Source organism: Neobacillus drentensis, from assembly GCF_036965425.1.
Taxonomy (GTDB): domain Bacteria; phylum Bacillota; class Bacilli; order Bacillales; family Cytobacillaceae; genus Neobacillus; species Neobacillus drentensis_F.
The window spans coordinates 1-21,646 of sequence record NZ_JBALPP010000152.1; the positions used below are offsets into that span (position 1 = coordinate 1).

General features: G+C 37.2%; 20 protein-coding genes. 6 read left to right on the plus strand and 14 right to left on the minus strand.

Annotated features, from left to right (window positions below):
* Window positions 1-114 precede the first annotated feature (114 nt).
* Together V7161_RS28015 and V7161_RS28020 are read left to right on the plus strand one after the other, a co-directional pair.
* Window positions 115-1,371: a DUF445 domain-containing protein gene (locus V7161_RS28015; RefSeq protein ID WP_335716071.1), complete on the plus strand. Its 1,257-nt coding sequence runs from the start codon at window positions 115-117 to the stop codon at window positions 1,369-1,371.
* A gap of 136 nt (window positions 1,372-1,507) precedes the next feature.
* On the plus strand, window positions 1,508-1,873 hold the full coding sequence (locus V7161_RS28020; protein WP_335716072.1) for a cytochrome-c oxidase: 366 nt from the start codon (window positions 1,508-1,510) through the stop codon (window positions 1,871-1,873).
* Window positions 1,874-1,961: 88 nt separating this feature from the next.
* Here the strand turns inward: V7161_RS28020 and V7161_RS28025 are convergent, their stop codons facing one another.
* The 4 genes from V7161_RS28025 to V7161_RS28040 all read right to left on the minus strand — a co-directional run bounded on the left by V7161_RS28025 (window position 1,962) and on the right by V7161_RS28040 (window position 6,262).
* Window positions 1,962-2,861, minus strand: a complete 900-nt coding sequence (locus V7161_RS28025) for a TIGR03943 family putative permease subunit (protein WP_335716073.1) — start codon at window positions 2,859-2,861, stop codon at window positions 1,962-1,964.
* A gap of 12 nt (window positions 2,862-2,873) precedes the next feature.
* Window positions 2,874-3,743, minus strand: a complete 870-nt coding sequence (locus tag V7161_RS28030; RefSeq protein WP_335716074.1) for a permease — start codon at window positions 3,741-3,743, stop codon at window positions 2,874-2,876.
* 220 nt (window positions 3,744-3,963) lie between these two features.
* On the minus strand, window positions 3,964-4,776 hold the full coding sequence (locus V7161_RS28035) for a 5'-nucleotidase, lipoprotein e(P4) family (RefSeq protein WP_335716075.1): 813 nt from the start codon (window positions 4,774-4,776) through the stop codon (window positions 3,964-3,966).
* 85 nt (window positions 4,777-4,861) lie between these two features.
* Window positions 4,862-6,262 carry an amino acid permease gene (locus V7161_RS28040; protein WP_335716076.1) on the minus strand — a complete coding sequence of 467 codons (1,401 nt, stop codon included), beginning with the start codon at window positions 6,260-6,262 and terminating at the stop codon, window positions 4,862-4,864.
* A 299-nt stretch (window positions 6,263-6,561) separates the two neighbouring features.
* On the opposite strand from V7161_RS28040, the gene V7161_RS28045 reads away from it, so the two are divergent.
* Together V7161_RS28045 and ald are read left to right on the plus strand one after the other, a co-directional pair.
* The gene (locus V7161_RS28045; protein ID WP_335716077.1) at window positions 6,562-7,815 is read left to right on the plus strand and encodes a PucR family transcriptional regulator; all 1,254 of its coding nucleotides are present in this window, start codon (window positions 6,562-6,564) and stop codon (window positions 7,813-7,815) included.
* Window positions 7,816-7,945: 130 nt separating this feature from the next.
* A complete protein-coding gene (gene ald / locus V7161_RS28050) occupies window positions 7,946-9,079 on the plus strand; it encodes an alanine dehydrogenase (RefSeq protein ID WP_335716078.1) in 1,134 nt (377 codons plus the stop codon).
* Between the two features lie 18 nt (window positions 9,080-9,097).
* On the opposite strand, the gene V7161_RS28055 is transcribed toward ald, so the two are convergent.
* The 9 genes from V7161_RS28055 to V7161_RS28095 form a co-directional block, all read right to left on the minus strand.
* The gene (locus V7161_RS28055) at window positions 9,098-10,459 is read right to left on the minus strand and encodes a UDP-glucose dehydrogenase family protein (protein WP_335716079.1); all 1,362 of its coding nucleotides are present in this window, start codon (window positions 10,457-10,459) and stop codon (window positions 9,098-9,100) included.
* Window positions 10,459-11,910 carry a hypothetical protein gene (locus tag V7161_RS28060; RefSeq protein WP_335716080.1) on the minus strand — a complete coding sequence of 484 codons (1,452 nt, stop codon included), beginning with the start codon at window positions 11,908-11,910 and terminating at the stop codon, window positions 10,459-10,461. The genes V7161_RS28055 and V7161_RS28060 overlap by 1 nt, the downstream gene beginning before the upstream one ends.
* A gap of 65 nt (window positions 11,911-11,975) precedes the next feature.
* Window positions 11,976-12,899: an FTR1 family iron permease gene (locus V7161_RS28065; RefSeq protein ID WP_335716081.1), complete on the minus strand. Its 924-nt coding sequence runs from the start codon at window positions 12,897-12,899 to the stop codon at window positions 11,976-11,978.
* A gap of 28 nt (window positions 12,900-12,927) precedes the next feature.
* Window positions 12,928-13,680 (minus strand): EGFR-like transmembrane domain-containing protein, encoded by a 753-nt coding sequence (locus V7161_RS28070; protein WP_335716082.1) that lies wholly within the window; start codon window positions 13,678-13,680, stop codon window positions 12,928-12,930.
* 97 nt (window positions 13,681-13,777) lie between these two features.
* Entirely contained in the window at window positions 13,778-14,548 is a 771-nt protein-coding gene (locus V7161_RS28075) for a glycosyltransferase family 2 protein (protein ID WP_335716083.1), read from the minus strand.
* Window positions 14,545-16,002, minus strand: coding sequence for an alkaline phosphatase family protein (locus V7161_RS28080; RefSeq protein ID WP_335716084.1), 1,458 nt, complete (start codon window positions 16,000-16,002; stop codon window positions 14,545-14,547). Before V7161_RS28080 ends, V7161_RS28075 begins: the two co-directional genes overlap by 4 nt.
* Window positions 15,999-16,949, minus strand: coding sequence for a lysylphosphatidylglycerol synthase transmembrane domain-containing protein (locus V7161_RS28085; RefSeq protein WP_335716085.1), 951 nt, complete (start codon window positions 16,947-16,949; stop codon window positions 15,999-16,001). The genes V7161_RS28080 and V7161_RS28085 overlap by 4 nt, the downstream gene beginning before the upstream one ends.
* Window positions 16,930-17,886, minus strand: coding sequence for an NAD-dependent epimerase/dehydratase family protein (locus V7161_RS28090; RefSeq protein ID WP_335716086.1), 957 nt, complete (start codon window positions 17,884-17,886; stop codon window positions 16,930-16,932). Before V7161_RS28090 ends, V7161_RS28085 begins: the two co-directional genes overlap by 20 nt.
* A gap of 77 nt (window positions 17,887-17,963) precedes the next feature.
* Window positions 17,964-19,145, minus strand: a complete 1,182-nt coding sequence (locus tag V7161_RS28095) for a hypothetical protein (protein ID WP_335716087.1) — start codon at window positions 19,143-19,145, stop codon at window positions 17,964-17,966.
* Between the two features lie 290 nt (window positions 19,146-19,435).
* On the opposite strand from V7161_RS28095, the gene V7161_RS28100 reads away from it, so the two are divergent.
* Window positions 19,436-20,551, plus strand: a complete 1,116-nt coding sequence (locus V7161_RS28100; RefSeq protein WP_335716088.1) for a GAF domain-containing sensor histidine kinase — start codon at window positions 19,436-19,438, stop codon at window positions 20,549-20,551.
* Between the two features lie 13 nt (window positions 20,552-20,564).
* The gene (locus V7161_RS28105; RefSeq protein WP_335716089.1) at window positions 20,565-21,215 is read left to right on the plus strand and encodes a response regulator transcription factor; all 651 of its coding nucleotides are present in this window, start codon (window positions 20,565-20,567) and stop codon (window positions 21,213-21,215) included.
* Between the two features lie 93 nt (window positions 21,216-21,308).
* On the opposite strand, the gene V7161_RS28110 is transcribed toward V7161_RS28105, so the two are convergent.
* Complete coding sequence (locus tag V7161_RS28110) at window positions 21,309-21,563, minus strand: YhdB family protein (RefSeq protein ID WP_223593024.1); 255 nt, start codon at window positions 21,561-21,563, stop codon at window positions 21,309-21,311.
* Window positions 21,564-21,646: the final 83 nt, after the last annotated feature.

Here is a 21,646-nt window from a genome sequence, read left to right on the forward strand (position 1 = left end):
AATACTTCTTAATAAAATATTTCACTATTTTATTAAGAAGTATTTTTTGCTTTTTAATATGTTAAATTGAGATAATAACAATACCATATTTATCTAAAAACGAGGGGTACAAAAATGTTCAAGCAAAAAAATAAATCAAGGCATCTTGCCGCTATTTCCCTTGCTGTGATGGCAATTGGATTCATTGCTACAATGCCTTATCAGGATTCACTTTGGGGTGTAATCCTACAGGGGGGTTTCGAAGCAGGACTTGTCGGAGGGCTAGCCGATTGGTTTGCGGTAACCGCTTTGTTTCGACATCCACTCGGTATTCCTATTCCACATACAGCCTTACTCCCCAAGAATCGTAAAAGAATCATCAGGGGCATTATTTCAATGTTGGAAAATGATTGGCTGACAAAGGAAAGTATTCGTGAGAAAATAGAAACCTTCCATTTCTCGGATAAAATTCTTTCCTTAATTGAAAAGGAATTACACTCGCCTGGTGTGCAAAAAAATTTCAAAACCCTTATTCAATATTTACTTAACAAAGTAGATATTAATAAAATTGCTCCCATTATTGAAAAGGAAATAAAGAATTATCTAAATGAACTGGATATTAAACTCTATCTCCCTTTACTTATCGATCAAGTATCGATTAGAAAATACGATGAAAAAGCACTTGATTTCGTATTAAAAGAGATTGATGAATGGGCATCTAGAGAAACAACGAAATACAAACTCGGTGGAATGGCAGTTGACGCTATTGAAAATATAAAAGCAGATGGTATCATGCAGTTTGCTTTGAAGTCCTTTAGCAATCTGGTTAATGAGGAAAAATTAGGAGGAATTCTCCAGAATCTAATCCTTAAAGGCGTAGATAGTTTCCGTGATCCCTTTAATCAAAATAGACAAACCTTGCTCATTCATATCCATAATAAATTGCAAACCATTAAAAGTGATGAAAAGATTTATGATGAGATTGAAAACTTTAAAGCTCAATTAATAGACAATTGGGAACCGGAAGAAAAAATTATCGGCTTTTTAACAAAACTTCAGCAGAAAGCCGTTGAAACTTTAGAAGATCCTATATTTATAAATGAATACTTACTGCCTTTAATTATAAATAGCTTAAATGAATTTAAAGCAAATCCTGAAAAAATAAACAATCTGGAATCTTGGATTAAAAAGCATATTTCCAACTTTGTTGATAATAATCATTCAAAAATAGGCAAACTCGTCGAAGAGAATTTAGATAAGCTTGATAACGAAACACTTATCAACATGATTGAAAACAATGTCGGAAAGGACCTCCAATGGATCAGGGTAAATGGGGCTGTTTGTGGATTTTTAATCGGCCTCGTATTAATTGGAATTAAAACCTTTTTCTAAGCAGCCGTAATTTGGGGCTGCTTGTTTTTTTGAAAAAAAACAAATTATGTCCTATGAAGTGAAAGTTCTTTTTCCATGTAGTTCTTCATATTTAGTACTGAAGTCATATTTTTTAGCTAAATAAGGAGGCTGAGGAATGGGGATCAGGTTTATTAAAATCTCTGTCGTGTATTTTGTCATTGGGGTTTGTATGGGAATGTATATGTCCATGACAGAGAAATTTGACCTAACGCCAGTACATGTCCATGTTAACTTGTTAGGATGGGTGTCAATGGCCCTAGCTGGACTCATTTATAAGGTTTACCCAAGTGCAGCGGAAACAGGATTAGCGAAAGTTCACTTTTGGCTCCATAATATTGCATTGCCTGTCATGATGATTGCCCTCGCGTGCTTGGTTTCTGGAGTTGAATCTGCCGGTCCTTTCATTGCCATTGGCGGAACATTAATGGTTCTGGCCATCATTCTCTTCGCCATAAATATTCTAAAGAATGTTAAGAGCTAGAAAAGCTGGGAAAGAATAATGATATTAACAAAGGACCCCAGAGGGTCCTTTGTTTCAAATAATCGTAAATCATAATCATATCCAATTATTAATTAAAGCTGTTTCGATAAACATAAGGATCTTTAGGCTGGTTGATTGTTTTATAACTAGTCACTTTGATAACAGGAATTCTCGCCTTCATTGGAGGATAATATACGGTATCCACTTTTCCTGTTACCTGGTACCATTGGTCATTTGGAATATGAATGTCATTCGGGAATTGAATCATCATACCAAAGGCCCCAGAGTCTGCTATACAATGGATGATCCCAAATCGAAGTAGAAAGATTTGATTGTTGTTTAGGTTAGGACCGTTATAAGAGAAACCTTTAAAAGTAATCGTTTTTCCTACGAAATCCCCCGAATAATTATAAATAACTTCCAATGCTTTTAAATAATCATCATCTGTTAAAGTAATGTCTTCTTTTACTTTATATGACTTGGACTCCTTACGAACTAAATCTAAGAAGGCATCTTGCCCTAAAAATTGGCTCATATCAGGATTTAGAACTTGATGCATTCCGTACTTATCATTTCCATCCTCTAAATTAGGGAATTGAAACCCTTTAGCATTCACTAGCTGTGAATCCAGAGTTGCAACAGGTAAAAGAACACCTGTAAGGGCAGGTATTAAAACAAACGTATAAGATAAAAATCTTTTTACCTTTTTTCCTTTGGATACTGTCTTTTTGTCAATTTCATGGCTATGTTTGTGATTGTGTTCGTGATCATGGTCATGGTGGCAATCACAACCAATGTGTTCCTTTTGGAGCTTCCTGTCAGATAAATACCATCTTATTCCTTCAGCAATCGTCAATAGAAATAACACCACGACCATACTTTTAGATAGGAAGGCGTATTTCATGTTTATATATTTTGAAATGTTCCCTGAAAGGTGCAGAGTAAAAAATAAGTTAGTAAACAATAATAAAATTACAACTCTAAACATTTAAATCCTCCTTTACAGAAGAAGTGAGCCAATGAATACAAATACTGAAATTAAAGATACCAATATAATAACGATTTTTTTCTGAAAATAACCAGTCATCATCAATACATTTTTTATATCTAACATGGGCCCTAATACGAGAAAAGCGACAATTGAACTTTGGCCGAAACTATTTCTAAATGATGAAGCAACAAAAGCATCCGCTTCCGAACAAATCGATAAGATAAACGCTAAGCCCATCATGACTAAAATTGCAGTCACCTTTGTATCACCTAATGTAAGCAGAATCTTTGTAGGTACATAAACCTGCATAGCTGCTGCAATCATTGACCCCATGACAAGAAATTTAGCTACACTTAGAAATTCATCAATTGTATGTGTAATAACACTAATCAGCTTTTGTTTGGTGTTTTGGTTTGAATGATCATGCGCGTGCATATCAATATTCTCTTTCAATGGATTTTCTTTGATAACAAAAGATAGAACAATACCAACCAAAATAGAAACAACTAACGCTAAACCTGCTCTGTAAAAAACCATTGTCCAACTATCACCAAATGCGATGAATGTGGCGAATACTACAATGGGATTGATAATAGGCGATGAGAGCATAAAGGAAATAGCCGCATGAGGGGCTACCCCCTTCTTTATTAATCTTGAAGCTATCGGGACTATTCCACATTCACACCCAGGGAATAATACCCCTAAAAAACTAGCTGTAATAACTGATAAAAATCTATTTTTAGGCATCAGTCGAATAATCATATTTTCAGAAACGAATACTTCTATCAGTGCAGAAATTAATGCCCCGATGACAATAAAAGGAATAGCTTCAATCACAATGCTAATAAAAATCGTATTTAATTGCAATAATCGATCCATAGAAGTACCTCCTTGAAGAAACACTTCATTACTAGGTTTATTTAAAAAACAAAATCTATCATATCAAAAAACAATATATATTGTTATGTTTTCATTTTCCAAATGTGGTAGATTACTTGGTATAAAAGAATAAATACATCATACTACTTTAATTTTAATAACAAAAGCAAAAAGACAGCTCCATCAATATTGGAACTGCCTAATCATATTTACGATTAAATCATGGCTGTATTGGTTCTAAATTATCTTTCCTTAGTTTTGCTTTTTCAAGATCAGATCTTCTTGAATTATATTGATAAATGGCACCTTCCCAATCTCCATACATTGGATTAGGGAAAACGATTAACTTCCTTCCAAATTCATACCTTTGCTTGTCGGCCATTTGTGATCTTTGGGTTACAGATAGCCCCTCAAATCCACTGAAATCTCCAAGATTATCACCGAACAACAATACAATATCATGTGTTCGGGCAACCTGCTGACGTCGTGATTCTTTTCCTCTTTCTCCCTTTTGCTTCAATAAAACATGTGCTGCATCCGCTTGAGGCGCGCCAACCCGTTGTAAATTAATAATCGTTGCTGCTTTTTGCGATTCTTTACGATTGGATACATAGAAAATGGCTATCCCTTTTGAATCTGCATATTTTAAAAATTCTATTGCACCTGGTAAGGCTTTTGCCTCAGCACGCTCCACCCACATGCCCCAATTCAAATATGCGCTCGCTGGTGACATGATTTTCTGAGCGAATAACGGGCTATTATCAATAACAGTTTCATCTAAATCCAGAACAATTGCAGGCTTCAACCCTTGTTTCCATTGTTTTTTACTAAGGATGTCATCCAATCTCATTTTTCCAATGTTATATCCTTGATAAAATAATGCCCTTGCCTCCCCTGCTTTTTGAAACCAAAGAACTGACATGGTATTTTGCTCCTGCAACGGGTTAATAATGGTTTGTGACTCTGCCTGATCACAGGAAAAAGTAAAAAATAAGGTTAATGCTGTGATGCAGATTATTTTACTCTTCTCCAATAGTTGGCCCTCCTTTTTGATTCCATATTAGTATGTGGAATCAAAATAAAAAAATGAGGCCCTTTTACAAGGGCCTCATTTACACTTAACTTATTTGTTTTTTAGAAGTAGTTTGGTTTAAATCTCTTTTATGAAAACCTTTTAAATAATAAACTCCAACCAAGAATACTAGGAATAGCGGGCCAATCACTAAGGCAATTCTTGTATCCGGATTATAGGCCATTAGAGCAATAACAAAGGCTAAAAAGGCTAATGAGATATACGAAGTAATTGGGAATAAAGGAACTTTGTATTTTAAATTCGTCACTTCGTTTGGCTTTAAGGATCTACGATAACGAATTTGCGATAACAGGATAACTCCCCATGTCCAAATCGCTCCAAATGTTGCAATACTAGTCACCCATGTAAAAACTTTTGCCGGGACGATATAGTTCAACACTACACCAATTAATAAAGCACCTGCAGAGGCTAAAACCGCAATGCCTGGAACTCCATTTTTTGTTACTTTAGCAAAATTCTGCGGTGCTTCACCGTGCTCCGCTAGATTGAATAGCATCCGTGCTGTACTAAAAATACCGCTGTTACAAGAGGAAAGGGCTGCCGTTAACACGACAAAGTTTATTATTCCTGCTGCACCTGGAATGCCGATTTTTTCAAAAGTAAGAACAAACGGACTTCCTTTCGTTCCAATTTCTTCCCATGGATAAATCGACATGATCACAAACAAGGCACCCACATAAAAAATTAAAATTCGCCAGAATACAGAGTCAATCGCCCTTGAAAGAGATTTCTCCGGATTCTTTACTTCCCCGGCCGTTACCCCAATCATTTCAATTCCAAGATAGGCAAACATAACCATTTGTAAGGACAGGAGAACACCTTTAATTCCATTTGGGAAAAAGCCGCCATGTTCCCATAAATTTTTAATTCCTGTTGCAAGGCCGCCGTTTCCTAATCCAAAGAAAATCATTCCAGCTCCTACAACAATCATTGCCAAAATGGTTACGATTTTAATAAGAGCAAACCAGAATTCCAATTCCCCATACGCTTTAACCGCTAAAAAGTTTACAGTTGCCATAATGACAAGTGCAGCAAGTGCCCAAATCCAACGTGGAACACCCGGGTACCAATATTCCATATAGATTCCCACTGCCGTAATTTCAGCCATACAAGTAACGACCCATAAAAACCAATAATTCCAGCCTGTTATATATCCTGCAAGCGGTCCCAAATAATCACGTGCGTATTTACTAAATGAACCTGCAACAGGTTTTTGAATCGCCATTTCCCCAAGGGCTCTCATAATGAAAAACATAATCAAGCCACTAAAGGCGTATCCAAATAAAATACCTGGTCCAGCCATTTTAATTGCGGTTGCAGATCCTAAAAACAGTCCAACCCCTATCGCTGCCCCCAAAGACATCAAAGTAATATGCCTTTCTTCTAAACCGCGATGAAGTTCTTTGCCATGAGTGTTTTTGCTCATATATTAATCTCCCCCTGATTAATCAACTTCAATTTCTCTTCCATCCCACTTCATTTGATTTTATTAAAATAGTAACAATATTATTTATTTTACCACAACGGTATAAAGTATTAGTGATTTATCCTCCCTTTTTCCTAATTGATAACGCTTTCAAAATAGATTTTTTAAATAATTATTTTTTTGAATATTTCTTGAAATTATCTTAACATTATTGTGAACGAATTTTTTTGTAAAAAAACAAGAAATTTGCGCTTTAATTTTGTAAAATTAAACAAAGGTATATTATTAATTCTTCCATTATGGAGGTCACCAGTTTGAGTAACAGATTACATGATCCTTTTAGAACAGCATTTGATAGTTTAGATGAATTTGCTGACCTCATTAGTCAGGTTTTGAAGTGTCCTGTGACCATTGAGGATTCGAATCATCGGCTTCTTGCCTATAGTACCCATGATGAACGAACGGATCCGGCAAGAATTTCGACGATTATAGGGCGCAGAGTTCCAGAGAAAGTTATTAATCAATTATGGAAAGAAGGAACAATCCCTGCTCTCCTTAAAACAAATGAGCCAATTCGTGTAAAGAGTATAGATGATGTAGGACTCAGCAACAGGGTCGCCATTTCGATTTGGAAGCAGGAAGAGGTAATCGGATTTATTTGGGCATTGGAAATCGACAAATCCTTAACGGATGATGATTTCTTCCTATTAAAACAGGCAGCAGATGCTGCCAAAAATAAACTCCTCCAGCTTCAGACAAGGAAAAATAAAAAGGAAGAACGTTCTCAGGAATTTTTCTGGAAGCTTTTAACAGGCCATTTGAAGGTTCAGGAAGAAATATTGGAAAACTTCCATACTTTGCAAATTACGCCTTCGTCTTCGTTCGCCATTTTAGTTTTTCAATTTAATGAAAATATTACCAGTAAAGAAGAGCAAAACATCTCTTATCTTTTAAAAACAAACCAGCGACTGAAAATAATGCTTTATACTATTGACTGTAACCAGCTCATTCTATTAATATCTGCTGAAGGATTAGAAAACCCTCTTACAGAGCTTGAACAGTTTAGCCAGGTTTTTATAATAAAAATGGGAGATCGATACGGAGTTAGGGATATCACACCTGTTTTGAGTGGTATTTATAAGGATTATCAAAAAATCAGACAAGCCTATGAGGAGACATTATCTGTTTTATCTATAAAACAAAAATTCCCTTTCGAAACCAAAGACATATACAATTATCAAAAGCTTGGCATATATCAATTCTTAGGTCTCCTGTTGGAAAAAAGGAAAACCGAAGAATATGAAAACTATTCCTTAACAAAATTACACGATTATGATCAGAAGCATAATAGCAATCTTGTGGAAACCTTAGAGATTTTTTTAAATAATGATAATAACATTAATGATGCTGCTAAGGAATTAAATGTCCACGCTAATACGTTAAATTATCGCTTGAAAAGGATCGCCGAAATTGGCGAGGTAAATTTTAAGGATCCGAATCAAAAAATGATGCTCTACTTAGATTTAAAACTTGAAAAATATCAGGGGATTTGAACTTTTTGTGAAAATCTCCAAAAAGAGAAAGAATCTTTCTCCGTTCTTAACAAAGAAATTTTATGGCGAACCTTTTATACTTTAGCCATAGGTAAATTACTTTTAAGTTAATTAGGGAGGAATTTGGGTTATGTTTATTGGTGTACCTAAAGAAATTAAAAACAATGAAAATCGTGTAGCACTTACTCCAGCTGGTGTTGTTTCATTTTTAAATGCGGGTCATTTTGTTTTAGTAGAAAAGGACGCCGGTATTGGAAGCGGTTTCACTAATGAGGATTACGCAAAAGCCGGTGCTGAGATTATCGACAGTGCTGAACAAGTTTGGACAAAAGCGGATATGATTATGAAGGTAAAAGAACCTCTTACAAGTGAATACAAGTACTTCCGTCAAGGTTTAATCCTATTTACGTATTTACATCTTGCTGCTGAGCCCCCTCTCGCTCAAGCACTTAAAGATAACGGCGTAATTGCTATTGCTTACGAAACCGTTACAGCAAACAGAACGCTTCCACTTTTAACTCCAATGAGCGAAGTGGCTGGACGTATGGCAGCTCAAATCGGAGCACAGTTCTTACAAAAGAATAATGGCGGCCAAGGCATCCTTCTTGCAGGTGTACCTGGGGTTAACCGCGGTAAAGTAACCATCGTCGGCGGTGGTATTGTTGGAACAAACGCTGCAAAAATGGCAATTGGTCTTGGTGCAGATGTTACCATCATCGACCTAAGCGCTGACCGTCTTCGCCAGCTTGATGATATTTTCGGAAATCAAATTAAAACATTAATGTCTAATCCCTTCAATATTGCAGAAGCAGTTGCAGAAGCAGATCTTTTAATTGGTGCAGTTCTAATTCCTGGTGCAAAAGCTCCTAAGCTTGTAACAGAAGAAATGGTTAAAACTATGAAACCAGGTTCAGTTATCGTGGACGTTGCCATTGACCAAGGTGGAATTGTTGAAACAATTGACCATGTAACAACTCACGATAATCCAACTTTCGAAAAGCATGGCGTTATTCACTACTCTGTTGCCAATATGCCTGGTGCTGTTCCTAGAACTTCAACTATTGCTTTAACTAATGTAACAGTTCCATATGCCCTTCAAATCGCTAATAAAGGTGTTTATAAGGCTATTGCTGAAAACGCAGCATTAAAACAAGGCGTGAACGTTGCTAACGGTGAAATTACATTCGAAGCCGTTGCAAAGGATCTTGGCTATGAGTATGTAACAGTAGAAGATGCTCTTCAAAAAGAACTTGCAGCTATCTAATATAAAAAAATCTGCCCCTCAAGAGATTTCTTGGGGGGCTCTACATTTTAATCTTCCATACACACTCGGTCTACCAATCGAATGGTATTCAATCGGATAAATTTTAATAGCATTCAGATTAAAGCAATTTCTGCCATCGAAGATAACAGGCTCTGACATCCAATCAACTAAATTATTAAAGGGAATATTTTTAATCTCCTCCCACTCTGTTACAATAAAAGCCATTTCCGCACCTTTCAGTGCCACATCCAATTGATTTGTGTATGAGATTAAATTACCAATCTCATTCATAGCATTCTTTACCGCAACAGGGTCATAGGCCGTGACCAATGCTCCCTCTGCCACCAACTGTTTGGCAAGCTTAAGTGCTACTGACTCACGAACGTCATCTGTATTTGGTTTGAAAGACAGCCCTAGCAAAGCGACTTTTTTACCTTCTAAGTTAGTATATCGATTTAAAGCTTTCTCAATGAGCTTTAATTCCTGCCTCTTATTAATCTCCATTGCTTCATCCAAAAGATGGGAAGATAATCCAGCCTCTCTTGCTAAATAAGCAAGGGCCTCCGTATCTTTAGGCAAACACGATCCGCCAAATCCTACTCCAGCATTCAAAAACGAGGTTCCAATCCGTTTATCCATCCCAATTCCGAGCGCCACTTCTTCTATGTTACCACCTATATTCTCACAAAGATTTGAAAGAGCATTTGCGTAGCTTATTTTTAAAGCCAAAAAAGAATTTGCTGCCATTTTAATTAATTCAGCACTTTTGATATCTGTCTTAATAATTGGAACACCAAACGGCTCATAAAGCTCCTCAATAGTTTGAATTGCCGCCTCACTATCTGATCCAATAACAATTCGGTCTCCATTGAAAGTATCATATACGGCTGATCCCTGACGGAGAAATTCGGGGTTTGCCACCATTTGAAAACGAAGTGTGGTCCGAGACTGAATCCAGTCTTTAATTTTTTCATTTGTTCCTACAGGTACCGTACTTTTCGTTACAATAATAATATTATTTCTTCTAAGCGTCTTGCCAATTTCTTTTGCAATCTGCTCAATAAACTGTAAATCAAGAGAGCCATTTTTATCATTTGGCGTACCAACAGCAATCATAATGATGTCAGCATCCTGATATCCATCAAATGAGTTGGTTGTAAAGGTAAGTCTCCCTTTTTCGATGTTTTTCTTCAGAAGCTCTTCCAAGCCAGGTTCATAAATGGTTACCTGCCCCTTAAGCAAAGAATTTATCTTCTCAGAATCACGGTCCACACAAATTACTTTATTGCCAAGTTCAGCAAAGCAAACCCCTGAGACGAGGCCAACATAACCAGTTCCTGCAATCGCTATTTTTTTCAAAGATTTTTTTCCTTTCCTCATTAATTGCCTTCCCATTTATATAAAGTAATCTCATGATAAACGGGATCAAATAGTTCATTTGATTGAAAGCTTAATACCTTTGAAATTTTACTATCTAAAGAAATCCCTTGTGCCCGAAATCCCTTTACGACCTTATCCGTTAGCAAAATCGTTTTGCCGCGATAATACTTTGAATCGGACTGAAAAAATTGAAAGGTTTCGATTCGTTTGTGAGTATATGGGGCATGCAAATACTGAAGTACCCTCGTTTCTTCCCATGTATACAGCACGATTGGCTCATCGAATTTTTCCAGAAATGCATTCATTTTATAAATAGCCGGTCTTTCAGTTGCCTCCGCCTTCAGTAATACAACATCATTCCAAACTTGTTGTCCTAATAGGAACAAAGATAGTGTCAGAATCAGGAAAGAGCCTTTTTTTGAAAAAATTATGCTACATAGAAAAAATATAATCAGAACTACAAGCGGCAGCGTGTGCCGTGCCTTATCAACGTTTTGTGCCAGCAGGCCCCATATAAAATAACTGCTGAACATTAAATATACTAGCTTCATTACAGGGTGTGCAGGTACATTTTTTTTGGATATAGCTAGTAGGATAATGTAAATAAGAATGATAATGGCAAATCTTGCTGCGATTCCTGTCCAGACGATATTATCCCACGTAAAAATAAAAAACCTTTCAAAAAAACTTATTTTAGATGTTTCAATTGCACCTCCCCAGTCATTGAAATGACCACTTGTAAAGGCTAAAGAGAGCTTGATAAAACCAGTCAAACTGCCTTCCGAAAAAATGAGTGCCACTACCCAGCAGGCCTGAAAGGCTAAGCCAAAAAGAGAAAAATAGATAAGCTCTCTCCAAGTGGTGGTTTTATTTTTCAATTTAGAATAAAAAAGAAAAAGGATGCCAATCGCAAAAGGCAAATAAGAAAGGCGAATACCTAACAAGATACTTAACAACCCTAATGGCAGCAAAATATAGGTTGAATTCCTCCTTTCAAATGCAAAAAGCAAACTCCAAAAATACCACCAAAAGGCAGCAAGAGCCGCCCCTTCTGACATCGGCTGGTTGACCATAATGATACAATAACTGGTTGAATAGATTATAGCTGTTGAAAACCATGAATAACTGCTGGTTAATAATCTCCTGCATACCTTGTAAACAGGAAAAATAGAAGAGGCATAAAATAAAATATTAAATAACGTTAATGCCTCTGATGGATTTTTCACAAAAGGATTCAACATTTTCCCGCCAAGAATAAAAAAGGGATATCCGGGAAAGTGTGGCTGCATTGCCATCAAATCAAAACGGGAGACGGCAAGGGTAAAATCAACCTGATCCCAGGACGAGGTAAAGGGATTAACAAACATAAGTTGAGAAATAAAAACGATTATGATTGACAAAATAGATACGATTATTAATAGGGTGCATTGCAATGGAATAGATATTTTCATATTTTCACACGCCTTATAGAGAAAAAGTACAAGGCAGCATGGCCTTGCACTTTGATTATAAAAGATTATTTTGCTTGTGGTTTAAAAACCTGTGCATTGTTTGGAGCTTCTTCCTTTTTATGCTTAACTGCAGACGGCTTTGAGGATGTCAGCAATAATATCGCGACAAAGTACCCGATATAAGCAAGCACTTCTTCAATCGATGGCATCGAAGAATAGCCAAACAGTGCTTTTAAGAATACACCGACATCTCCCGAAAGAATTGGAGCCGTCCCGTGATCACGCACATAATGTGTATAATCAATCGGATGCTCTGGAAGAAACCAGGTTAAATCATATACATGCGGGAGAATACTGCCTATTATGTTAAGGTCCTGCATCATGGAGATTGCTTGGACGAGTAATCCAGCAGATATTAAAATGATAAATGCACCAGTTAATTTGAAGAAAGTACTCAATGGCACTTTCATTGTACCTTTAAAGAACAAATAAGAAACAATGGCGGCTATAACTACCCCTGTGACGGCACCCCACCCCTGCATGGCAGCACCGATGTTCCCGCCTGTAATAGCAGCGAAGAAAAACACTGTCTCTACTCCTTCACGAAGAACAACGAGAAACGAGTGGATAACCATTCCGACGACATTGCCGGTGGAAATGAATTTATTCATTTTTCCTTCCATGTTCCCTTTTAAATCGCGGCTATGACTCGCCATCCAGAAAACCATTTGGGTTAATAAGACTGTAGACACCAGCATAATCCCTATTTTTAAATACATTTCGCTTCCCATTGCAGCAAAGCCGGTAAAAACCAGTTGGAATAAAAGGGCTACCCCGACACTCGCCAAAACAGCGAGCCCCGCCCCTAACCAAACATATTTATTGAACTGCTTATGATTGACTCTTTTTAAATAGGTTGTAATTATCCCAACAATTAATAACGCCTCTAAGACTTCACGAAATGTAATTAACAGTGCTTGAATCTCCACAGCCTTTTCTCCTCCCCAAGGTGTCTTTTTATTTTCTTCTTCTACGGATTACAAAAATAATAACAGCAATAAGAACAGCGACGATTAATACGAGTGGAATCCAGTTTCGAATATTAGAGGGATCCGTCCAGTCCTTTTTAGCGGCAGCTTGTTCAGCGGCACTTTCAGAAAAATGACCAACCTCAAGACTTTTTAATTTAAATTCGGTTTTTAAGCTATTTAAGATTTCATCTTTATTTTCCTTAAAAGCATCTAAATTTGCTTCTTTCTTCCCTACCCCAAACAATCCAGGGTTCCCCAACGCTTCGAGTGATTGATCAAAATCCTCTCGAATCTTTTTATCATTCTCAGGGTTTTCGGCCTCAACCTTTGGAGATAACGCTTCGTATGTAGCAAACCCTTTGGCAAGCAGACGTTTGGTTGTGTCATATTCTTTAAAATTGCTTTCTATGCTTTCCAAGCGTCTGGCAATATTTAAAACCAACAGCTTTTCCATATTGGAAATGGCGGCTTCTTTATCTTTTGCATCGAGATTGCCAATAATTAATTTTGCAGGCTCAGGACCCATATGCATATCAATTTCTTCTTTTACGGTTTCGAATAGCTTTTTAGCAGATGTAAAATTTGGAGGGTTCTCATCAAGCTTAACGACCATTTCCTTGTAAACATCAGCAATCTTTTCTTCATTTGGATCCCCGTAGGAATAAGCATGAACCCCTGTAATAGAGAAGCTGTTCAATAGGATTGCTATAATAAAAAATAAAACTGAGAATTTTTTCATCTACAAATTCACTCCTACAATAATAATGATAATGATTATCATTCACGCTGTCAATGAAACAAAGCAGAAAGTCACATAATTAACATAATTATCTTATTTACTGTTCTTGGTTCCTATTCATAAAGGGATGTACCTTTCCATTCACCCTAAGATTTACTTTATCTACTTTATTAACAGGTCTTCGCATTTCTTTTAATACGGCTGGGAGGACAGACGTCATATAGGCCTTAAACTTAATAAAAGATTCACCAGTTTTCCGAACTTGATAACGAATCGGGATTTCCTTCATTCGAAAGCCCTTGCGGATTAGATTAAGTGTGACTACTTGAGCATAGTTGTAATCATGGATAATTTCTGCTTCTATCATCGCCTGCCGAGAAAAGGCTCTCATACCGGATTGACCATCATAGATCCATTTCCTTAGCAGTAGTGCCTGCAGAAGGGTGAAACAGTAATTTCCGAGTCTTCGGTTCCATCTCATTCCCTTTATTGTCCCAAGGAATCGGGAACCCATCACATAGTCATGCGTTCCCATTAAGATTGGTTCAATTAATTCCGGAATTTGCTCAGCAGGATATTCATTATCTGCATCAATCATTACCCCAATGTCTGCACCATATGCAGCACATAGCTCTAGACCTTTGCGGACTGCAGCACCTAAACCTTTATTTTTCGGAAAGGTGTGAACATAATCAGCACCCGCTTTCCAAGATAGCTCTTCTGTTCGGTCACTCGAACCATCATTGATGACTAATACTTCTACACTTACATTTTGATTAAAATGTCTTGGGATCTTCTGAATTACCTCAACGATTGATTCTTCCTCATTATAGGCTGGTAGAAAAACAATGACTTTTTGCTGCTTCATTCCTTAATTACTTCCTTCCTAATTGCATCAATTAATACAGGACCTCGGGATTTATCTGGGAAAGGAGCACCCAATAAGTAAGAGATAGTCGATGCCATCGATACTAAACTATGCTTTTCCTCGACACTCTTTCCTTTTGCAATCGCAGGGCCAAACATAAAGAAAGGTACAAACCGTTCTCCTTCATCCAAGTGGCCATGACCTCCGATACCATCTGCCTGGCCATGATCGGCACATACAATAAAGGTGTAATTATCAAGTTTGCCTTTCTCTTTAAGCCAATTAAAATATTCTTCAATCAGGCTATCAGCTTCTTCAATTTTTTGAATGTATTCATCATATAAAACACCGCGGCTGTGTCCGGTTTGATCTGTACTAATTAATTGTACAATCTGCAGGTCTGGATTCTGCTCGTCCATGATGTTTTTGGCTCGTTCAATAATGCTCCGGTCGACGATACTATTATTCATTACGGCCGTATAGGTTTCGACATCCTTACCAAATGAATCAACGAGGTGGGCAACAGCTAATAATGAACCCTTTTTCCCTATTTTTCTTAGACTATCAAACACACTTTCAACTTTAATCCCGAGCTTCCACACCATATTGGATTTAATTCCGTGTTCAAATGGATAGGTTCCTGTGAACATGGAAGAAAAGCAAACGACCGTTCTCGCCGGATAGACTGTTTCCATTCGGGTATAGTCTGTGCCATTTTTTCTCAAAAAATCAAGGAAGGGGGTATTCGCCTCTTCAAACCGTTCTTTCCTCATGCCGTCTATAACCATAACGATAACCTTATCGTTTATAGCAGAATCACGCTCCTTAACATTGGAAGTATAGGTTGGAATAATTTTTGGCTTCCAGTCAAATAAGTTTTTATGTAGAATCCATGAAAACAAAAGTACCCCAGCATAAAAAAGAAATAAAATGCCAAGTTCACGTCCGGACCATTCATGTTCTGTATTAACTAAATTCCAAAGTGACAAAAGCAGCAAGAACTTTGGTAATTGTTCCTGGGCGTTTCCACTGGTTGAATCACTATTTTTTAATACGAGCTTCCAAAAGCGGGTAAAATTTAGCCATGATGTTCCTATCCGTAAATGATAGTAAAACGTCCCCCAAAAAAAGACGGTAAAAAAGAAATATAAACCGATTGCTGTTAGAAGCAGACCGAGATTAACATTGTTCCAGATAATAAGATAGGCAGTAAATGGAATCCATAAATAATTTCTTAAAAACAAAGGATAGTCAAATAAATAATAAATAATCAGCATTGGTACAATGGCAAGCAGCCCTAAGGAAAAATTCGCTAAAAATGAAGGGTCACCTAGTTTGGATAATGAATAAATGACCATGATGCCAACCGTAAAAATGGGTGTAAACGGCTTTCCCTCATTTAAAAGGTTCCAGCACCTAGCTGCTGTTTTTTCAAATTTTGATGCTTTTTTCATTCAGGTCTTCTCCTCATTAAAAGAATTTCTCTGATTTGGTTAATTTTTGTTCTCGGTGAATGGATCAAGAGCAGGAATCCAACAAAATAGGAAAAAATAAATTTATAGCTATGGCTAACAAGCGCTACCATATACCCATCCTTGACCGGATAATGAAAACTTGATAAAGCCGCTGTCATGACGGCTTCATAGGTGGAAATTCCGCCAGGCGTAATTTGAAAAACCTGTCCTCCGACAGTAATAGAGTTGACCCATATTGCCTTGTAAATGGGCAAACCGTTCCCCAGTGAACTTGTAACTCCCCAAACGACAGCTCCTTCAAGAATCCAACTTAAGGCAACAAGGATAATAATCCATGTGAAATTCCTGCTAGCTATGCTAGTTTTTATTAATTGAATATGCTTTTCCAGAAAAGGCGGACGAAATTTACTAAGAATTAAGAATCCAATTAAACCGAATACCAGCAAAATAAGTGCCATTGGTAGAGAATATCGAAACGTAAATGACCTTGATAAAGCGATTAATCCAATAAAGGAAAACAACAAAAGAAAAAACATATCCAATACCCTGAGAACGATCACCGAATGGGCCGATATTTCCGGCTTGATATTTTTTTCCCGCCAGGATAAAACACCGATTCGAATTGCATCTCCTACTTTAATAGGTGTAATATGATTGACAAACAGACTCAAAAGTACACCCTGAAGACAGCTGAAAAACCTAACGTTATTTCCTAAATATAATCGCCAAGCTTCAGCCCTCAGGATAAAAGAAAACAAATACGAAATCGTAACAATCAATAGGATAATCGGGTTGTCAATGAAGAACTCTTTCGTTTCCTTTAAAAAATTTTCATGACGAAAATAACGAATGGATAATACGATAAATACTCCGATTAATAGGACTCCTGTCAACCTGATGTACCGTTTAACAGATTTCCGTTTCATGTTTTTTCGCCCATTCGATTGTATTGGCAAGTCCTTCTGAAAAAGAAACGGCAGGATAATATCCAAGCTGCTCATTTGCTTTTCTAATATCTGCCCATGTCGAATGAACATCCCCTTGACGAAAAGCCCCTTGCCCAACAGTTAATTCAGGAAAATGCATCCTTAGCTGATCCACTAATTCCTCTAAGTAAATGGGCTTGCCTGATCCGATATTGTAGGTCCCTACCCTTACTTTTTGATTAAAAGCACTTAAGACTCCATTCACACAGTCATCAATGTATGTATAATCCCTGGCAGTTCCCTTACCGAATAGAGTAATTTCCTCTTTTGCCAGTAATTTTTTTATAAACTTAGTAATGGCCATATCAGGCCTTCCCCATGGTCCATAAACGGTAAAAAAACGGAGTATTGAGACTTTATATGGAAATAATGAAGCATAAGCATGACAAAAGGCTTCAGCGCTGAACTTCGCAGCCGCATATGGGGAAACTACCCTTCCTGTTGCCATTTCCTCCTCAAGCGGTACGTTTTTTTGTTCTCCGTAAACGGAAGATGATGAAGCAAAAATAAATTGTTTTGCTTCTGAATCACCAGCAAACCGAAGAGCGTTAATAGTTGCTTTTATGTCATAATCTACATACTCATTCGGGACTTCAATGGAATGAGGGACTCCTGGTATAGCAGCAAGATGGATAACAGCTTCAGGCTGAAAGGATAAAAAAATATCTCTGACTTCCTTTTCATTATGTATAAGACTTTTTTGGAAAAAGCGAAATTCTCCTGACTCCTTGATAAATTCAAGGTGACGGTTTTTTCTATTAATTGAATAATAGGGGTGAAGTTCATCAATGATGACTACTTCATGTCCCTCATGGATTAACTTTCTGGAAAGATGGGAACCGATAAATCCTGCTCCCCCCGTTACAACAACTTTCAATTTAAAACACCTCTATTAAGACATAATTAGAGAAAATAGGAAAAACCTTGTGTTTGTAACAAGGTTTTTCCTCTGCATTATTTCGCTTTTTCTACGATTGTATTCAGAGTAGAAATCAAGTCGTTTAATTGCGCATCACCAGCGGCTTTATCTTTAGCTTTTGCTGTATCGACATATTTCTGGGCTTTTTCATTTAATGTCTTATAAGCATCTTCACCTAAAAGCGTTTTAATATCTTCGCCGATGATATCGATAAATAACGCTCCCTCTAAACCGGTAACTGCTGCTTTATCTTCACCTTTTTCTAAGAACTCTTTACTTTCACTGTACTCAGAAATAGCAATTTTTGCAAATCCGCGGACAAACGCTTTGTTAACAGCTGCAGGATCTAGAGCTTTAACATCAGACTCAAGTGTAAAGGATTTTTCAATAAAGGCAGTTTCTTCTGCAGCATGGCTATTCAAATAGCTGTATAAGGATTGAAAGAATGCCCAGCCTTCCGCCTGCTCAACCTTAGCTGCAACAGCATCTTCTTTTGCTTCAGCTGCTGTTTTTGTCGCATATCCATTTGGAAGAGCTCCGGTTGCAAGATAGAAAGTCTTCATAAGGGTCTTATCGACTACTTGCTTGCCTAAGTTAAAACTTAATTGATCATTGTTCTTAATCGCAGTTTCGATTTCATTAAATCCGCCATCAATCACGCTGACAAGATTGGTTCCATAAGCGGCATCACGCTTTTCAACCGTAGACTTTAAGATAGCATAATAGCCTTTTGCTTCTTCAAGCTCACCATTTACCTCGTCAGTTTTACCCCATTTTTCTGTTACTTCAGTGAAATCGTGCTTAATCGAAGTATAGAACACTTTTTGCATCAATTTATCAAAAATTTGTCTTACAACCACTTTGTCCATTGAACCATCTTTACCAGCTGTTAATGCAGCAGTGATTTTTTCATCAAGGGTATCTTCAAATTCAGCATCACGGTTTTGAACTAGCTCTTTTAAATTTTTATTGTATAAATCAGTTACTTTTGCAAAATCAACGTCTTTACCTTCTTTTGCTTTATCAAGCTCAGTGATCGCTTCGCTAAAGACTTTCGCATAATCCACTTCTTCTGTTTGTTCAGCTTCTTTCTTCTCCGCTGATTTTTCCTTGTTCTCTACTTTTGGTTTAGTTTCGCTTTCTTCAGCTTTTCCACATGCTCCAAGTACTAAAGAAAGTGCTGCAGTTGCTGCAAGAAGTTTAAATTTGATAGACATCCTTGTTTCCCCCGGTTTGTTTTTTATATTTGTCGTTTGATAATGATTATCATTTACATTTATCATTATAGAGAGAATGATTCTCAATGTCAACGAGATTTTTTCAATTGTAACAAAATAGACACTATATCTAATCTGTTTATAGTAAAAAGACCATCCTGTTATTTTCAGCATAACCTAACTTTTTCAGACTTTAGTCGTAGAAAAAGCTGTACTTTTTTCTAAGGCTTGCTGGAATAAAAAACGCTATAATAATGGAAAGAGTTAGAATTTTCTGGGGGTCCTTTTAAATGAACGAAAATCATCTTTCTGAATTAAAAATACTGAAAGAAATTGCCGAACTTCTTAACCGCGGCACTGATATTCAGGCTATCCTTACAGAGGTTCTAAAAAAACTACTTAATGTAACAGGGATGCAAACAGGCTGGATTTTTCTGATTGACCGAACAGGCCAATTTGTACTGGCTGCCAAAGAAAACCTCCCTCCGGCATTGACAGAGAATCAAAACATACTAATGTGCAGCGGGGACTGCTGGTGTCTTAACCGTTACAATAATGGCCGTTTAGATAAAGCTACGAATATCATCGAATGTAAACGGCTAGAGATTGCCATTGAACAAGGTCTGGGAGATACATGTGGTTTAACACATCACGCCACTGTCCCATTAAAAGCTGGAAACGAAAAATTCGGCCTTTTAAATGTGGGTTCTCCCTATAAAACAAGATTTAACCATGAAGAGCTCGCGTTATTAGAATCTATAGCCCTGCAAATTGGATCTGCCTTAAAACGAATAAACCTGACACACCGAGAACAAGAAATTGCTTTAACGGCAGAAAGAAACAGACTTGCCAGAGATTTGCATGATTCCGTCAACCAGCTCCTTTTTTCCTTGAGTCTGACGGCACGGGGCGGCATGGAAATGACAAAGAATAAGGATATTAAAGAAACCTTCGGCTATATTCAAGATTTGGCTCAGGAAGCCTTAAACGAAATGCGGGCACTTATTTGGCAGCTTCGTCCAAAGGGACTAGAAAAAGGCATCGTCAGTGCTTTATGTAGCTACGGCGACATGCTCGGTTTAAAGGTCAACATAAATGTGAACGGTGTAATCCATTTACCAAGTACCATTGAAGAAGGATTATGGAGAATCGGTCAGGAAGCTTTGGCGAATTGTAAAAAACATTCTGGAGAGACGGTTGTTCATCTTTCTATCCATTCAAGTGAAAATAGAATTTCCCTTGAGATTAAAGATCGCGGCACCGGTTTTCATTATGACGAAACAAAAGAACTCCCATCTCTCGGATTAAAAAGTATGAAGGACCGAACTGAAAGCTTAGGGGGGACTTTTCATATCAAAAGTGAAACAGATAAAGGGACAATAATTAAAGTTAATATACCTTTCTAAGGGGAGAAGAACAATGAGTACCATTCGAATACTTATAGCTGATGACCACCATGTTGTCCGTAGAGGCTTAGTATTTTTCTTAAAAACACAAGAGAACATCGAAATCATCGGGGAAGCGAAAAATGGAAAAGAAGCTGTCGAGCTGGCAGACACCCTTTTACCAGATGTAGTCCTCATGGACTTAGTCATGCCCGTAATGGACGGAATTGAAGCAACACGAAAAATTAAAGAAATGCATCCGGACATGAATATCATGATCTTAACCAGTTTTTCTGACCAAAACCATGTCATTCCAGCGATCGAAGCTGGTGCTTCCGGGTATCAACTAAAAGATATTGAGCCTGATGAACTTGTAAAAGCCATTAGACAATTAATGAAAGGCGAAAATCAACTACATCCCAAAGCAACAACTCATCTTTTAACTCAATTCTCATCAAGGAATAATGAAGACAAAAAGCCTTTAGAAGATTTGACAAGAAGAGAATTGGAAGTCCTCAAAGAAATCGCCAGCGGAAAAAGCAATAAAGAAATTGCAGCATCCCTCTTTATTACTGAAAAGACGGTTAAAACCCATGTCTCCAGCATTTTAGCTAAACTAGAGCTTACTGACCGAACCCAGGCTGCCCTTTATGCTGTACGAAATGGTGTCATAAAAAACAGTTAAAACACGGCTTATGAAAAAGCCGTGTTTTTTGGTGGAATTCTTTGGTCCGGTTGTAAAAAAGTTTCTCACACAATTCTGTATCCACTTGTTTTTTTAGGAAAGACTATACATCGGTATCTCATTAGGATCGGCTTCAAAGGTTTCATTAGCATGGTCGATGTAACGAAGCAGGTTATATAGTTTCTTTTCAAGAACACTGTAATCACGTTCAAAATTGTAAGCATGCAGGAATTGTTCAATCTTTTTGGATAAAAATTGATCTTTTGTTCGAACCATTAAAATCAGTAAATTATCCCATTCTGACCGATGCGTATAATATAACGCCCGGTCATAATCCACTTTATTCATTTTTTATCTCTCCTCCTTATTAGGAGTTGAGTTTATTGTATGACATTTTTTAAAGAACTTTCACAGAAAATGTTGGACACCCT

Bases quoted from the DNA above. Each gene is read 5' to 3' on its own strand.
- V7161_RS28015 (WP_335716071.1), top strand. From the start codon at position 115: ATGTTCAAGCAAAAAAATAAATCAAGGCATCTTGCCGCTATTTCCCTT.
- V7161_RS28020 (WP_335716072.1), top strand. From the start codon at position 1,508: ATGGGGATCAGGTTTATTAAAATCTCTGTCGTGTATTTTGTCATTGGG.
- V7161_RS28025 (WP_335716073.1), bottom strand. From the start codon at position 2,861: ATGTTTAGAGTTGTAATTTTATTATTGTTTACTAACTTATTTTTTACT.
- V7161_RS28030 (WP_335716074.1), bottom strand. From the start codon at position 3,743: ATGGATCGATTATTGCAATTAAATACGATTTTTATTAGCATTGTGATT.
- V7161_RS28040 (WP_335716076.1), bottom strand. From the start codon at position 6,262: ATGAGCAAAAACACTCATGGCAAAGAACTTCATCGCGGTTTAGAAGAA.
- V7161_RS28045 (WP_335716077.1), top strand. From the start codon at position 6,562: ATGGAGGTCACCAGTTTGAGTAACAGATTACATGATCCTTTTAGAACA.
- ald (WP_335716078.1), top strand. From the start codon at position 7,946: ATGTTTATTGGTGTACCTAAAGAAATTAAAAACAATGAAAATCGTGTA.
- V7161_RS28055 (WP_335716079.1), bottom strand. From the start codon at position 10,459: ATGAGGAAAGGAAAAAAATCTTTGAAAAAAATAGCGATTGCAGGAACT.
- V7161_RS28060 (WP_335716080.1), bottom strand. From the start codon at position 11,910: ATGAAAATATCTATTCCATTGCAATGCACCCTATTAATAATCGTATCT.
- V7161_RS28070 (WP_335716082.1), bottom strand. From the start codon at position 13,680: ATGAAAAAATTCTCAGTTTTATTTTTTATTATAGCAATCCTATTGAAC.
- V7161_RS28075 (WP_335716083.1), bottom strand. From the start codon at position 14,548: ATGAAGCAGCAAAAAGTCATTGTTTTTCTACCAGCCTATAATGAGGAA.
- V7161_RS28080 (WP_335716084.1), bottom strand. From the start codon at position 16,002: ATGAAAAAAGCATCAAAATTTGAAAAAACAGCAGCTAGGTGCTGGAAC.
- V7161_RS28085 (WP_335716085.1), bottom strand. From the start codon at position 16,949: ATGAAACGGAAATCTGTTAAACGGTACATCAGGTTGACAGGAGTCCTA.
- V7161_RS28095 (WP_335716087.1), bottom strand. From the start codon at position 19,145: ATGTCTATCAAATTTAAACTTCTTGCAGCAACTGCAGCACTTTCTTTA.
- V7161_RS28100 (WP_335716088.1), top strand. From the start codon at position 19,436: ATGAACGAAAATCATCTTTCTGAATTAAAAATACTGAAAGAAATTGCC.
- V7161_RS28105 (WP_335716089.1), top strand. From the start codon at position 20,565: ATGAGTACCATTCGAATACTTATAGCTGATGACCACCATGTTGTCCGT.
- V7161_RS28110 (WP_223593024.1), bottom strand. From the start codon at position 21,563: ATGAATAAAGTGGATTATGACCGGGCGTTATATTATACGCATCGGTCA.